The following is a 12,559-nucleotide window of genomic DNA, read 5'->3' as shown; positions in this document are numbered from 1 at the left end:
CTCTACCTCACAATGCCGCGCGCAGCGCTTCGCGAATCAGCGTTTCGCTGCTCGCATCCGGCTGGGCGACTTTACTGACCATACGACTGGCTTCCTGAGGTTTATAACCCAGCGACACCAGCGCGGCAACGGCTTCCGCCTCGGCATCATCCACCGCAGGGCTGGCAGGCGACGTCAGTACCAGATCCGCCGCTGGCGTGAAAAGATCGCCATGCAGACCCTTGAAGCGGTCTTTCATCTCCACCACCAGACGTTCGGCGGTTTTCTTGCCGATGCCCGGCAGTTTCACCAGCGCGGCTGGCTCTTCGCGCTCAACCGCGTTAACGAACTGCTGGGCGGACATGCCGGAGAGAATAGCCAGCGCCAGTTTCGGCCCGACGCCGTTCACTTTGATCAGTTCGCGAAACAGCGTGCGCTCTTGTTTGTTATTAAAGCCGAACAGTAAATGCGCGTCTTCACGCACCACAAAATGGGTGAAGACCACCGCTTCTTTGCCGGTTTCCGGCAATTCATAGAAGCAGGTCATCGGCATATGGATTTCATAACCGACGCCGCCCGCCTCCAGTAACACCAGCGGGGGCTGTTTTTCCAGTACGATGCCTCTGAGTCTGCCTATCACGTTGCGCTCCTGCGTAGGGCTTATAAAGTTGCTGGCTATAATATAAAAAAAGCTGGACAGATATCCAGTCAAGAAATCGCGGCGCCGGTAAGGGATGTGACAGTTGCGAGTCGTCTCGCAAAGGAACGGTAACGCCGGTTACCGTTAGCGCAAACGCCCGCGCGCCAGATTCAGGCGCGATTCGCTGACCTGCATCGCGTTCTGGCTGACGTGGCAATGGGTAATGGCGATGGCGAGCGCATCCGCCGCATCCGCCTGCGGGTTAGCGGAGAGTTTCAGCAGCGTGCGCACCATATGCTGCACCTGGCTTTTTTCCGCGCTGCCGATGCCCACCACCGTTTGCTTCACCTGACGCGCCGCATATTCAAACACCGGCAGATCCTGGTTCACCGCCGCGACAATCGCCGCGCCGCGCGCCTGCCCAAGCTTGAGCGCCGAATCGGCGTTTTTCGCCATAAAGACCTGTTCGATAGCGAAATAGTCGGGGTGGAACTGGGTGATGATTTCGCTGACGCCCGCGTAAATAAGCTTCAGACGAGAAGGCAAATCCGTGACGCTGGTGCGGATACAGCCGCTGCCGAGATAGGTCAGCTGGCGCCCGGTCTGGCGGATAACGCCGTAACCGGTGACGCGCGACCCCGGGTCGATGCCCAGAATAATGCTCATTGCGCGTCTCCTGGAGAAAAGCCTGTGAGAACAAGAGAAGAGATCAGGCTGCGGACGTCGCCGCCCGCAGCCTGAAAGATGACGGGTATCACAGGGTCGCCGCAACCTCGTCGGAGATCTCACCGTTGTGGTAAACCTCCTGCACGTCGTCGCAGTCTTCCAGCATATCGATAAGACGCAGCAGCTTCGGCGCGGTTTCCGCATCCATATCGGCTTTGGTGGACGGGATCATGGACACTTCCGCGTTATCGGCTTTCAGGCCCGCCGATTCCAGCGCGTCACGTACCGCGCCCATCTCTTCCCAGGCGGTGTAGACGTCGATAGCGCCGTCGTCATACGTCACCACATCTTCAGCGCCCGCTTCCAGCGCGGCTTCCATAATGGTGTCTTCGTCGCCCGCGTCGAAGGAGATAACGCCTTTCTTGCTGAACAGGTACGCCACGGAGCCATCGGTGCCGAGGTTGCCGCCGCACTTGCTGAAGGCGTGACGCACTTCGGCAACGGTACGGTTACGGTTGTCGGAGAGACATTCCACCATGACCGCGGTGCCGCCAGGGCCGTAACCTTCATAAATGATGGTTTCCATGTTCGCGTCTTCGTCACCGCCGACGCCGCGCGCGATGGCGCGGTTCAGGGTGTCGCGCGTCATGTTATTGGCCAGCGCTTTATCGATAGCCGCGCGCAGACGCGGGTTAGAGCCCGGATCGCCGCCGCCCAGACGCGCCGCGGTGACCAGCTCGCGAATAATTTTAGTGAAGATTTTACCGCGCTTGGCATCCTGTGCCGCTTTGCGGTGTTTGGTGTTGGCCCATTTACTATGACCTGCCATAAAAATATCTCCAGAAAGCACGCCTTTTCAGGCGGCGTTAATAACAAATTCTTCAATCGCCTGCCGGTTGCTCCAGGACTTGGTCAGCGTGGCCGCCTCGGCGGCGTCCACCCAGCGGTACGTCAGATGCTCGGTAAACACGATCTCCCGCTCCGTCGGCAGCGCCAGACAGAACCAGGACTCCGTATTACGCGTGACCCCCGGCGCATAGCGATGACGTAAATGACTGAAAATTTCAAACTCCACCGTGCGCTGACAGTCCATCAAGGTCAGTCGCTCAGAAGCAACGTCAATGGAGACCTCTTCCTTTACTTCGCGCACGGCGGCCTGCGGCGCGGTTTCCCCTTCTTCCAGGCTGCCGGTGACCGACTGCCAGAAATCGGGATCGTCGCGCCGCTGCAACATGAGCACCCGTTTCGTGTCCTGGGCGTAGATAACCACCAGCACAGAGACAGGGTGCTTATAGTGCATATTACTTATTCTCCGGCGACGCTTTTTTCACGACTTCGATGCCCAACTCAGCCAGCGCTGTCGGGTTCCCGAAGCTCGGCGCTTCGGTCATCAGACAGGCGGCCGCGGTGGTTTTCGGGAAAGCGATGACATCGCGGATGTTATCCGTGCCGGTCAGCAGCATGGTCAGACGGTCAAGACCGAACGCCAGGCCCGCGTGCGGCGGCGTACCGAATTTCAGCGCGTCCAGCAGGAAGCCAAACTTCTCGCGCTGCTCTTGCTCATTGATGCCCAGAATGCCGAACACGGTCTGCTGCATTTCGCCACGGTGGATACGCACCGAGCCGCCGCCCACTTCATAACCGTTGATAACCATGTCATAGGCGTTCGCCACGGCCTCTTCCGGCGCCGCTTTCAGCTCGTCGGCGCTCATGTCTTTCGGCGCGGTAAACGGATGGTGCATCGCGCTCAGGCCGACTTCGCCGTCGTCTTCAAACATCGGGAAGTCGATAACCCACAGCGGCGCCCATTTGGCGTCGTCGGTCAGGCTCAGGTCTTTACCGAGCTTCAGGCGCAGCGCGCCCAGCGCGTCGGCGACCACTTTTTTGTTGTCGGCGCCGAAGAAAATCATGTCGCCATCCTGCGCGCCGGTGCGCTCAAGGATAGCCTCGACGATTTCCGCGTTCAGGAATTTGGCCACCGGGCTGTTAATGCCGTCCAGGCCCTTCGCGCGCTCGTTGACTTTGATATACGCGAGCCCTTTAGCGCCGTAAATTTTGACGAAGTTGCCGTAGTCGTCAATCTGCTTACGGCTCAGTTGGGCACCGCCCGGCACGCGCAACGCAGCGACGCGGCCTTTCGGATCGTTAGCCGGGCCCGCGAAGACCGCGAACTCTACGTTTTTCAGCAGATCGGCAACGTCCACCAGCTCCATCGGGTTACGCAGGTCCGGTTTATCGGAGCCGTAACGGCGCTCGGCTTCGGCGAAGGTCATGACCGGGAAATCGCCCAGATCCACGCCTTTCACGTCAAGCCACAGCTGACGGATCAGTTTTTCCATCACTTCACGCACCTGCGGCGCGGTCATGAAGGAGGTTTCGACGTCGATCTGGGTAAATTCAGGCTGACGGTCAGCGCGCAGGTCTTCGTCGCGGAAGCATTTTACAATCTGATAGTAGCGATCGAAGCCGGACATCATCAGCAGCTGTTTAAAAAGCTGCGGAGACTGCGGCAGCGCGTAGAACTTGCCTTTATGTACGCGAGACGGCACGAGGTAGTCACGCGCGCCTTCCGGCGTGGCTTTGGTCAGCATCGGAGTTTCGATGTCGAGGAAACCGTGGTCATCCATAAAGCGGCGCACGAAGCTGGTGATTTTCGCGCGGGTTTTCAGGCGCTGGGCCATCTCCGGGCGACGCAGGTCGAGATAGCGGTATTTCAGACGCGCTTCTTCGCTGTTGACCTGGTTGGAGTCGAGCGGCAGCGGCTCGGCGCGGTTGATGATGGTCAGTTCAGTGGCGAACACTTCCACTTCGCCGGTCGCCATATCGCGGTTGACGTTTTTCTCGTCGCGCGCACGCACGGTCCCGGTGATTTGAATGCAGAACTCATTACGCAGTTCAGAGGCGAGGCTGAAGGCGTCGGCACGATCCGGGTCGAAGAACACCTGAACGATGCCTTCACGATCGCGCATGTCGATAAAAATCAGACTGCCGAGATCGCGACGACGGTTGACCCAACCACACAGAGTCACTTGCTGTCCGACGTGGGACAGATTGAGCTGCCCGCAATATTCTGTACGCATGAGATTTCCCTTAATTTAGCCGCAGGCCGTTTGTCACCTGCCCTGCAGGCACCACTGTCGCAGCTTTGGCTGAATGTCACTACTGGGTGAAAAGGGGGATATTATACTGGAAATTCCGCGCCGCGATAAGCCCGAAGCCGCGCGCTCGCGCGATTGCTGCGCGTAAAATGTCGCTTCTCACAAAATTTAACAAAAATAGACAACCGCCCGGCGCGGGACGCCAGTAAGGTACTCATCCAAAACCTACTTTCAAGGGGAGTCTCTATGTTAACGCTTAATCCCGCCACCACCGCGCTGGTGGTTATTGATTTACAGGAAGGGATCCTTCCCTTTGCCGGCGGCCCGCACAGCGCCGACGACGTCGTGGCCCGCGCCGCAAGGCTTGCCGAGAAGTGCCGCGCCGCGGGCGCGCCGGTAGTGATGGTGCGTGTCGGCTGGTCGAAGGATTTCAGCGAAGCATTGAAGCAGCCCGTAGATGCGCCGATTGCCGGTCATACGCTGCCCGAAGAGTGGTGGCGCTACCCGGTCGCGCTCGGCAAACGCGACAGCGACATCGAAGTGACCAAACGCCAGTGGGGCGCCTTCTACGGCACCGATCTGGAGCTACAATTACGTCGTCGCGGCATCACGACGATCATTCTGTGCGGCATCTCGACCAACATTGGCGTGGAATCCACCGCGCGCAACGCCTGGGAGATGGGTTTTGAACTGGTGATCGCCGAAGACGCCTGCTCAGCCGCCGACGCCGACCAGCACAACGGCAGCATGACGCATATTTTCCCGCGCATCGGGCGGGTTCGTTCTACAGAGGAGATCCTCGCAGCCCTATGATTTATCTTGGTCTGCCGCAGTGGTCGCACCCGAAATGGGTGCGACTTGGCATTACATCGCTTGAAGATTACGCCCGCTACTTTAACTGCGTGGAAGGCAACACCACGCTGTACGCGCTGCCGAAGGCGGAGATCGTCGAGCGCTGGCACGCGCAGACCCATGACGATTTCCGCTTCTGCTTTAAATTCCCGGCCACCATTTCGCATAACGCCGCGCTGCGTCACTGCGACGATTTAACCGCCGAGTTTTTCGCGCGGATGGCGCCGCTCGAAACCCGCATTGGACAGTACTGGCTGCAGTTGCCCGCCGCGTTCGGCCCGCGCGATCTGCCTGCATTGTGGGCGTTTCTCGACGCCCTGCCCGGCGGTTTTACGTATGGCGTTGAAGTGCGCCACCCCGATTTCTTCGCCAAAGGCGAGGCGGAGCTTTCGCTCAACCGCGGGCTTATCGCGCGCGGCGTCAACCGCGTGATGCTCGACAGCCGTCCGGTGCATGCCGCCCTGCCTCACAGCCCGGCGGTGATCGACGCCCAGCGCAAAAAGCCTAAAGTGCCGGTCCATGCGCTCGTCACGGCGCAGCATCCAATGGTGCGGTTTATCGGCAGCGATGATATGGCGCAAAACGCGGCGTTTTTCGCGGTCTGGCTTGCCAAACTCGCGCAGTGGCAGCAGACCACGACGCCCTATCTCTTTCTCCACACGCCGGATATCGAGCATGCGCCGGAGCTGGTGCACACGCTCTGGCCCGCGCTTCGCGAGGCGCTGCCGACCCTTGGCGACGAGCCCGCCATCCCCCACCAGGACACCCTCTTTTAGGGCAGCGACAATATGGCCGCGCCACGCTATCATAAAGGCGCCATTAACAGCGTTAAACGGAGTTTCTATGGTAAGCGCGCTTTATGCGGTTCTGGGTGCGTTGTTGTTGATGAAGTTCTCTTTCGATGTGGTTCGTCTGCGCATGCAGTACCGCGTCGCCTATGGCGATGGGGGTTTTAGCGAACTGCAAAGCGCTATCCGCATACATGGCAACGCGGTGGAGTATCTGCCCATCGGCCTGTTGCTGCTGCTGTTTATGGAGATGAACGGCGCGCAGAACTGGATGCTGCACGTCTGCGGCCTGCTGCTGCTTGTCGGTCGTCTGATGCACTATTACGGCTTCCATCACCGGCTGTTGCGCTGGCGGCGCAGCGGCATGAGCGCCACCTATACCGCGCTGCTGCTGATGGTGCTGGCCAACATCTGGTATATGCCCTGGGAGTTGGTTTTCTCGTTTCATTAGCGCAAAATACGCCCCTTTCGTTTTCCCCAGGATTTACGCTATGTCAAATCGCGACACGCTGTTCTCCGCGCCTATCGCCCGTCTGGGCGACTGGACTTTCGATGAGCGGGTGGCTGAAGTCTTCCCCGATATGATCCAGCGTTCCGTGCCGGGCTATTCCAATATCATCTCTATGATTGGCATGCTGGCGGAGCGCTTTGTCCAGCCCGCAAGCCAGGTTTACGATCTTGGCTGTTCGCTCGGCGCCGCCACGCTCTCGGTGCGCCGCAACGTGCATCATGACGGCTGTAAAATCATCGCGGTGGATAACTCGCCCGCCATGGTGGAGCGCTGCCGTCGCCATCTTGATGCCTTCAAAGCGCAGACCCCGGTCGAGGTGATTGAGGACGATATCCGCAATATCACCATTGAGAACGCCTCTATGGTGGTGCTGAACTTCACGCTCCAGTTCCTGAACCCGGACGATCGCCAGCTGCTGCTCAATAAAATCTATCAGGGGCTGAATCCTGGCGGCGCGCTGGTGCTGTCGGAAAAATTCAGTTTCGAAGACAGCGTGGTGGGCGAACTGCTGTTCAATATGCACCACGACTTCAAGCGCGCGAATGGCTATAGCGAACTGGAAATTAGCCAGAAACGCAGCATGCTGGAAAACGTGATGCTTACCGACTCCGTGGAAACCCACAAAGCGCGCCTGCGCAAAGCAGGGTTTGAGCACAGCGAACTCTGGTTCCAGTGCTTTAATTTCGGCTCGCTGGTGGCGGTGAAAGCCGGGAGCGCAGCATGATCGATTTCGGCAAATTTTATCAGCAGATCGCCTGCGGCCCGCTCGCCCACTGGCTGGAAACCCTGCCCGCCCAGGTCGCGGCCTGGCAACGCGACGCCCTGCACGGCCAGTTTAAACAGTGGTACAACTCTCTCGACAATCTGCCTGCCCTTGTGCCGGACCAGCTTGATTTGCTGCACAGCGTCAGCGCGCAGAGCGCCGAGCCGCTGAGCGACGGCCAGCGTAAGCGCATCGAACAGCTGCTGCGCACGCTGATGCCGTGGCGTAAAGGGCCGTTCTCGCTCTACGGTATCGATATCGACACCGAGTGGCGATCCGATCTCAAATGGGACCGCGTGCTGCCGCATATCACGCCGTTGGCCGGGCGCACCATTCTGGATGTCGGCTGCGGGAGCGGCTATCACCTGTGGCGTATGGTCGGCGCGGGCGCGCAGCTCGCGGTCGGCATCGATCCGACGCAGCTTTTCCTGTGTCAGTTCGAGGCGGTGCGTAAGCTTTTAGGCGGTGACAACCGCGCCCATGTGCTGCCGCTCGGTATTGAGCAGATGCCCGCGCTGAACGCATTCGACACCGTCTTTTCGATGGGCGTGCTCTATCATCGCCGCTCGCCGCTGGATCATCTCTGGCAGCTTAAAGATCAGCTGGTGAAAGAAGGCGAGCTGGTGCTGGAAACGCTGGTGGTGGAAGGCGATGAAAACACCGTGCTGGTGCCGGGCGAGCGCTACGCGCAGATGCGTAACGTCTATTTTATTCCGTCCGCGCCTGCGCTGAAAAACTGGCTGGAGAAGTGCGGTTTTGTGGATGTGAAAATCGCTGATTTCTCGGTCACCACCGTAGAAGAGCAGCGCCGCACCGCCTGGATGGAAACGGAATCGCTGGCGGATTTCCTCGATCCCGATGACGCCACCAAAACCCGCGAAGGCTACCCCGCCCCGCTGCGCGCCGTCCTGGTCGCACGTAAGCCCTGATGGGTTCTCCCGCACCGGCGTGCGGGAGAGGCGTTTTTATTTCGGAATACGCAGCACCTGGCCTGGATAAATTTTTTCCGGGCTGGTCAGCATCGGTTTATTGGCTTCAAAGATTTTTGGATATTGATTCGCGTCGCCATAAACCTCTTTCGAGATAGCGCTGAGCGTGTCGCCTTTTTTCACCGTATAGTACTGGCTTTCCGGCGCCGGGCTCGCCACCGCGACATTATCATCGACATGCCCGATACCCGCGATATTGCCGACGGCCACCAGGATTTTCTCTTTCGCTTCCTGGCTTAAGCCCTGCCCGGTTACGGTCGCTTTGCCGTCATCCACCTGCACCTGCACTTTATCCGCATCCGGGATGCCGGTTTTTTTGAGGTGCTCCTGCACTTTGGCATTCTGCGCCGCCGCATCGTTATGTCCGGAAACGCTGTCCCAGATTTTCTCGCCCGCTTCTTTCACAAAATTCAGTAATCCCATAGTTCCTCCTCAAAAAAAATTCACCCTGAGAAGTCTGGCAAACAAATCGAGGAATAAACCAGGCGGCAACGTGCTGGTTGCGTTAAAAGCGACCAGCCTGGCGGGAAAACCGTCAGCGGGCGCAGAGAAAACAACAAGCCCGGCGATGCCGGGCTGATAAGCGCTAGTTGTCGCAGCGCGCGTGCCATTCATGATTAACCCGCTCGCTGCATGCCTGCGGATCGTTGAGGTTACGGCACAGCGGCGGCATGGGCGGCGGCGTGCCGCAATCCGTCGGCGCAGGCCCGACGCGCCCGGGGCTTGCCTCGCCGCGCGTGACGACAGGCTGCGTATCCTGCGGCGGCGTGGCCTGCGGTTTGCCCGGCAGCAGCGCGCGCACGCCGGTGATGATGGCGAAAAACAGCAATGCCAGCAGCACCTGTTTCTTCAAACCGCTGCGTTTCGGCGTCGGGGGTTTGCGATACCGCCGCAGCGCGCCGGGATAGCGCCAGAGATCGGTCCAGGCCAGCGATAGCGTCACAATGACAAATACCCACATCGCCAGCCGGCCGCAGATCGCCGCGATAACGAGGCTGACCACGCAGAACGGAATTACATGCGCGAACAGCCGCCAGCGTTTGCGCCGCCGGGAGTAGATAAACCGCGGCAGCAGCCGCTCGCTCAGCGCCGCGTCACTGCCTGAGAATGGCTGGGTTAATCCCTGCCATAAGACCAGCGGGAAGATACCCACCAGCATCGCCACAACAGGTGCCACCAGCACACGCACTACCACGCCCCAGGGGGTGATGGTTCCGTGATATAACGCGGGCAGCATCCAGCTGAAGGTCGCCATCATCAGCCCGACAAACCAGATGCTGCGCAGCATCGGACCGTGCGCCTCATTAAGCTTGTGGTACGTCTGTTGCCACGCGTGGATATCCGCGCCCGCAAAACGCGGGATAAGCGCCGGATGGCCGAGCGTCAGCAGGTCGTTCAGCCTGGCGCAGGCCTGCCAGTCTTCATCGGTGTAGTCGATCCCGGCCAGCATGCGGGCGTCTTCATCCTGCACGCGCAATACCATCTGCGCCGCCCGGTGCGCCGGGCTGTCGCCTGGGGCGTCGCGCTGCGCCGCAAGCTGCGCATACAGGCGTTCATCCTCGTCGCGGGCGATGACCTGCGCCCACAGCTCCGGCAAATCCGGCCGCTCGCCGCGCGTCTCATCCCAGTGAAATAGCCTGCACAGCGCCGCGAAGCGCTCTGGCAACCAGTCAGGCTGCGCGTCCAGCAGCGTCAGCGCCAGCTGTTGCAACTGGCGTTGCCCGTCGTAGCTTTGCAGCCAGGGCGTATTCGCCAGCGCGCGCAGGCAGGCGATATAACGGGCATCGTGCCCCTCCTCCAACGCCGCCTGCATCTGTTCGGCATAAGGCGCGAGCAGCACGGTGCGCAGCCGGTTTTGCTGTGCGTCGTCCGGGGTCAGGCGTTGCCCTGGCGTCAGCCACTGAAAAAGCGCCTGCGCGCGGGCGGCAAAAGCGTGCTCATCAGGGGCGAGATGCCACAGACAGCGCGTCAGCACCGCCTCTTCGAAGACACGCGCCTCCCCCGCCTCCTGGGCCGTCAGCCAGCGCGCGTTAAGGTTTTCTTCATTTAACCCGTCGATCAAGGCCGCCGTGCGCGGCGGCGCATATACCGGCGCCCGGCGAACAGGCTCGCTTTGTGGCGGCTCAGGCTCGCTGAAGTGCGGCGTCAGCGGCGGGGCATCGGCCTCCCTGCGCGCGTCTGCTTCGCTGTCGTCATCGTGCTCTTCGTCGGTATCGTCACAGGCGTCGTCTTCGTCGTATTCGTCTTCGTCGTCCGCGACGCCGCGACGCGCCTGCTCCAGCGCCTGTTCATAGGCGTCGCGCAGTTGCTGAAAACCTTGCGGATCGTCATCCGGTCGGCACCCTTTCAGTAATCTGGCGTAGGCACGTTTAATGGCGCGCTCGTCCGCGCCGGGCGCAAGCCCGAGGATCTGCAGCGCGCGCATCAGAAGAGCCACATCCCGGCTTCGATAGCGTCCGCCTGCTGCGTTATCTCGTGACGGACTTTATCGATGCGCGCGTCATCCTGGCTCTCCAGCGCCTGCTGGAAGCGCACCCCGAGATAGCTAATCTCCTCGCGCAGTTCGCCGGTGTTTTCCTGGTACAGGCGGTCGAGCCGGGCCAGCAGATGCGTGTTGGGCTGACGTTCGCGCGGATGAATTTTCAGCGCGCTCAGCTGTGCAAGGCGTTCGGCAATCTCTTGCGGCGTCAGCACGCCGGGGTTATTTTCGATAATCAGCTGCTGGCGCTCGCCGGTCAGCGGCACCGTGACTTCCGCTTCCAGAATGCCGTTGACGTCGTAAGTAAAGCGCACATCCAGCGCTACCTCGCCCGCCGGTTTCGGCGGCACCGATACGCGCATCCTGCCAAGCTCAATGTTGTCCTTCACCAGACGGCTCTCGCCCTGGTAAATGGTAAACTCCACCACCGTCTGGTTATCCGCCAGCGTGCAGACTCTTTTCATCCGGCTCACCGGCACCACGACGTTGCGCTCAATCACCGGCAGATAGTGGCCCTCGTCAAGGTGACGGCCAAAGGCTTTAACGGTTTCAATGCCCAGCGTATAGGGGCAGACATCGGTCAGCACCACTTCTTCCAGCGCCGCGTCGCGTTTTTTCAGCGCGGCCTGAACGGCGGCGCCGAGCGCCACCGTCTCGTCAGGGTTTATCGACACCGACGGAAAACGGCCAAACAGGCTGGCGGCCAGACGGCGCACCAGCGGCATACGGGTCGCGCCGCCCACCAGCAGAATGTCGTCGAGATCCGCCACGCGGATGCGGGCGTCGCGCAGCGCGCGCTCAATCGGCTGGCGAAGCCGGGTCAACAGCGGCACGAAAATATCATTCAGATCGCCCTGATGAATCGTCTGACTCCAGATCTGGTCTTCGGCGCGCAGCGTAAAGGTGGCGACATGACTCTCGCCAAGCGCATGGCGCACCCGTTCGGCCTCGCGGCGCAGGGCGTGGGTGTGCGCCGCCGGGTCCGGCAGGCCGCCCGACGCCCTCTGGCGCGCCACGAAAACCTCAATCAGCGCCTGGTCGAAATCTTCGCCGCCGAGAAAGTTGTCCCCGGCGCTGGCGCGCACTTCCATCACGCCCTCGAACAACTCCAGCACCGAGACGTCAAAGGTGCCGCCGCCGAGATCGAACACCAGAAACGTGCCCTCTTCTTCCCGCCGATGCAGGCCGTAGGCCAGCGCCGCCGCGGTGGGTTCGTTAATCAGTTTTTCAACCTTCAGCCCGGCCAGTTCGCCCGCGATGCGCGTGGCTTTACGCTGGGCATCGCTGAAGTACGCCGGTACGCTGATGACCGCTTCGGTAACCGGCTCGCCGCAGGCGCGCTCAATATCTTCTTTCAGGCTGCGCAGCACCAGCGCCGACAGCTCTTCGGCGCGGAACAGTTTATCCCCGAGCCGGACGGTCCAGGCGGTGCCCATATGACGTTTGAAAAGCGCGGTAGTGAGGTGTGGGTGCGTATGCAGGCGCTCACGGGCGGCTTTGCCCACCAGCACGCGCCCTTCGTCGTCAAGGCCGACGACGCTTGGCGTAAGCCATTCGCCCATCGCGTTGGTGATGAGTCTGGGGCTGCCTTCCTGCCAGATGGCGGCGAGGCTATTGGTGGTGCCGAGATCGATGCCGACGATCATCCTGTTCTCCCTTTGCAGGTCTGCGACAGACATTGACAATGCGTGGCATCTTCCCTGAGCGGCCCGGTAAAGACAAGACGACCACCAGATCTGGTAGGCGGCCGCGCGCGCATAAAAAAAGCCCCGGCAAAAGACCGGGGCCTGGTAC

Annotated in this window: 13 protein-coding genes; 5 read left to right on the top strand and 8 right to left on the bottom strand. The window is 60.5% G+C overall.

Annotated features, from left to right (window positions below; all coding sequences use genetic code 11):
- Positions 1 to 7: 7 nt before the first annotated feature.
- The 5 genes from ruvA to aspS form a co-directional block, all read right to left on the bottom strand.
- Positions 8 to 619, bottom strand: a complete 612-nt coding sequence (ruvA, locus tag AB8W27_RS08185) for a Holliday junction branch migration protein RuvA (protein WP_007762398.1) — start codon at positions 617 to 619, stop codon at positions 8 to 10.
- Positions 620 to 763: 144 nt separating this feature from the next.
- Positions 764 to 1,285, bottom strand: coding sequence for a crossover junction endodeoxyribonuclease RuvC (ruvC, locus tag AB8W27_RS08180; RefSeq protein ID WP_007698955.1), 522 nt, complete (start codon positions 1,283 to 1,285; stop codon positions 764 to 766).
- Between the two features lie 88 nt (positions 1,286 to 1,373).
- Positions 1,374 to 2,114 carry a YebC/PmpR family DNA-binding transcriptional regulator gene (locus AB8W27_RS08175; RefSeq protein WP_015741614.1) on the bottom strand — a complete coding sequence of 247 codons (741 nt, stop codon included), beginning with the start codon at positions 2,112 to 2,114 and terminating at the stop codon, positions 1,374 to 1,376.
- A gap of 27 nt (positions 2,115 to 2,141) precedes the next feature.
- Positions 2,142 to 2,585, bottom strand: a complete 444-nt coding sequence (gene nudB, locus AB8W27_RS08170) for a dihydroneopterin triphosphate diphosphatase (protein WP_015741615.1) — start codon at positions 2,583 to 2,585, stop codon at positions 2,142 to 2,144.
- A gap of 1 nt (position 2,586) precedes the next feature.
- Positions 2,587 to 4,365 (bottom strand): aspartate--tRNA ligase, encoded by a 1,779-nt coding sequence (gene aspS / locus AB8W27_RS08165; RefSeq protein ID WP_015741616.1) that lies wholly within the window; start codon positions 4,363 to 4,365, stop codon positions 2,587 to 2,589.
- Between the two features lie 264 nt (positions 4,366 to 4,629).
- On the opposite strand from aspS, the gene AB8W27_RS08160 reads away from it, so the two are divergent.
- From AB8W27_RS08160 to cmoB, 5 genes are all read left to right on the top strand, one after another.
- Entirely contained in the window at positions 4,630 to 5,196 is a 567-nt protein-coding gene (locus AB8W27_RS08160; RefSeq protein WP_041923673.1) for a hydrolase, read from the top strand.
- Positions 5,193 to 6,011: a DUF72 domain-containing protein gene (locus AB8W27_RS08155; protein WP_015741619.1), complete on the top strand. Its 819-nt coding sequence runs from the start codon at positions 5,193 to 5,195 to the stop codon at positions 6,009 to 6,011. The genes AB8W27_RS08160 and AB8W27_RS08155 overlap by 4 nt, the downstream gene beginning before the upstream one ends.
- Before the next feature lie 67 nt (positions 6,012 to 6,078).
- Positions 6,079 to 6,474, top strand: a complete 396-nt coding sequence (locus AB8W27_RS08150; protein ID WP_007762436.1) for an MAPEG family protein — start codon at positions 6,079 to 6,081, stop codon at positions 6,472 to 6,474.
- Positions 6,475 to 6,514: 40 nt separating this feature from the next.
- The gene (gene cmoA / locus AB8W27_RS08145) at positions 6,515 to 7,258 is read left to right on the top strand and encodes a carboxy-S-adenosyl-L-methionine synthase CmoA (protein ID WP_041923674.1); all 744 of its coding nucleotides are present in this window, start codon (positions 6,515 to 6,517) and stop codon (positions 7,256 to 7,258) included.
- Positions 7,255 to 8,226, top strand: a complete 972-nt coding sequence (gene cmoB, locus AB8W27_RS08140; RefSeq protein WP_015741622.1) for a tRNA 5-methoxyuridine(34)/uridine 5-oxyacetic acid(34) synthase CmoB — start codon at positions 7,255 to 7,257, stop codon at positions 8,224 to 8,226. The genes cmoA and cmoB overlap by 4 nt, the downstream gene beginning before the upstream one ends.
- 36 nt (positions 8,227 to 8,262) lie before the next feature.
- Here cmoB and lysM read toward each other — a convergent pair whose 3' ends face one another.
- The 3 genes from lysM to AB8W27_RS08125 form a co-directional block, all read right to left on the bottom strand.
- On the bottom strand, positions 8,263 to 8,709 hold the full coding sequence (gene lysM / locus AB8W27_RS08135) for a peptidoglycan-binding protein LysM (protein ID WP_015741623.1): 447 nt from the start codon (positions 8,707 to 8,709) through the stop codon (positions 8,263 to 8,265).
- Between the two features lie 163 nt (positions 8,710 to 8,872).
- Positions 8,873 to 10,711, bottom strand: coding sequence for a hypothetical protein (locus tag AB8W27_RS08130; protein WP_015741625.1), 1,839 nt, complete (start codon positions 10,709 to 10,711; stop codon positions 8,873 to 8,875).
- A complete protein-coding gene (locus tag AB8W27_RS08125) occupies positions 10,711 to 12,411 on the bottom strand; it encodes a molecular chaperone HscC (RefSeq protein ID WP_041923675.1) in 1,701 nt (566 codons plus the stop codon). The genes AB8W27_RS08130 and AB8W27_RS08125 overlap by 1 nt, the downstream gene beginning before the upstream one ends.
- Between the last annotated feature and the right edge of the window lie 148 nt (positions 12,412 to 12,559).

The sequence above is a fragment of the Cronobacter turicensis genome (assembly GCF_041222865.1).
Taxonomy (GTDB): Bacteria; Pseudomonadota; Gammaproteobacteria; order Enterobacterales; family Enterobacteriaceae; genus Cronobacter; species Cronobacter turicensis.
Note: the sequence above shows the minus strand (reverse complement) of the source record. Positions and strands in the feature narration are given on the sequence as shown.

Bases quoted from the DNA above. Each gene is read 5' to 3' on its own strand.
- ruvC (WP_007698955.1), bottom strand. From the start codon at position 1,285: ATGAGCATTATTCTGGGCATCGACCCGGGGTCGCGCGTCACCGGTTAC.
- AB8W27_RS08175 (WP_015741614.1), bottom strand. From the start codon at position 2,114: ATGGCAGGTCATAGTAAATGGGCCAACACCAAACACCGCAAAGCGGCA.
- nudB (WP_015741615.1), bottom strand. From the start codon at position 2,585: ATGCACTATAAGCACCCTGTCTCTGTGCTGGTGGTTATCTACGCCCAG.
- aspS (WP_015741616.1), bottom strand. From the start codon at position 4,365: ATGCGTACAGAATATTGCGGGCAGCTCAATCTGTCCCACGTCGGACAG.
- AB8W27_RS08160 (WP_041923673.1), top strand. From the start codon at position 4,630: ATGTTAACGCTTAATCCCGCCACCACCGCGCTGGTGGTTATTGATTTA.
- AB8W27_RS08155 (WP_015741619.1), top strand. From the start codon at position 5,193: ATGATTTATCTTGGTCTGCCGCAGTGGTCGCACCCGAAATGGGTGCGA.
- AB8W27_RS08150 (WP_007762436.1), top strand. From the start codon at position 6,079: ATGGTAAGCGCGCTTTATGCGGTTCTGGGTGCGTTGTTGTTGATGAAG.
- cmoA (WP_041923674.1), top strand. From the start codon at position 6,515: ATGTCAAATCGCGACACGCTGTTCTCCGCGCCTATCGCCCGTCTGGGC.
- cmoB (WP_015741622.1), top strand. From the start codon at position 7,255: ATGATCGATTTCGGCAAATTTTATCAGCAGATCGCCTGCGGCCCGCTC.
- lysM (WP_015741623.1), bottom strand. From the start codon at position 8,709: ATGGGATTACTGAATTTTGTGAAAGAAGCGGGCGAGAAAATCTGGGAC.
- AB8W27_RS08130 (WP_015741625.1), bottom strand. From the start codon at position 10,711: ATGCGCGCGCTGCAGATCCTCGGGCTTGCGCCCGGCGCGGACGAGCGC.
- AB8W27_RS08125 (WP_041923675.1), bottom strand. From the start codon at position 12,411: ATGATCGTCGGCATCGATCTCGGCACCACCAATAGCCTCGCCGCCATC.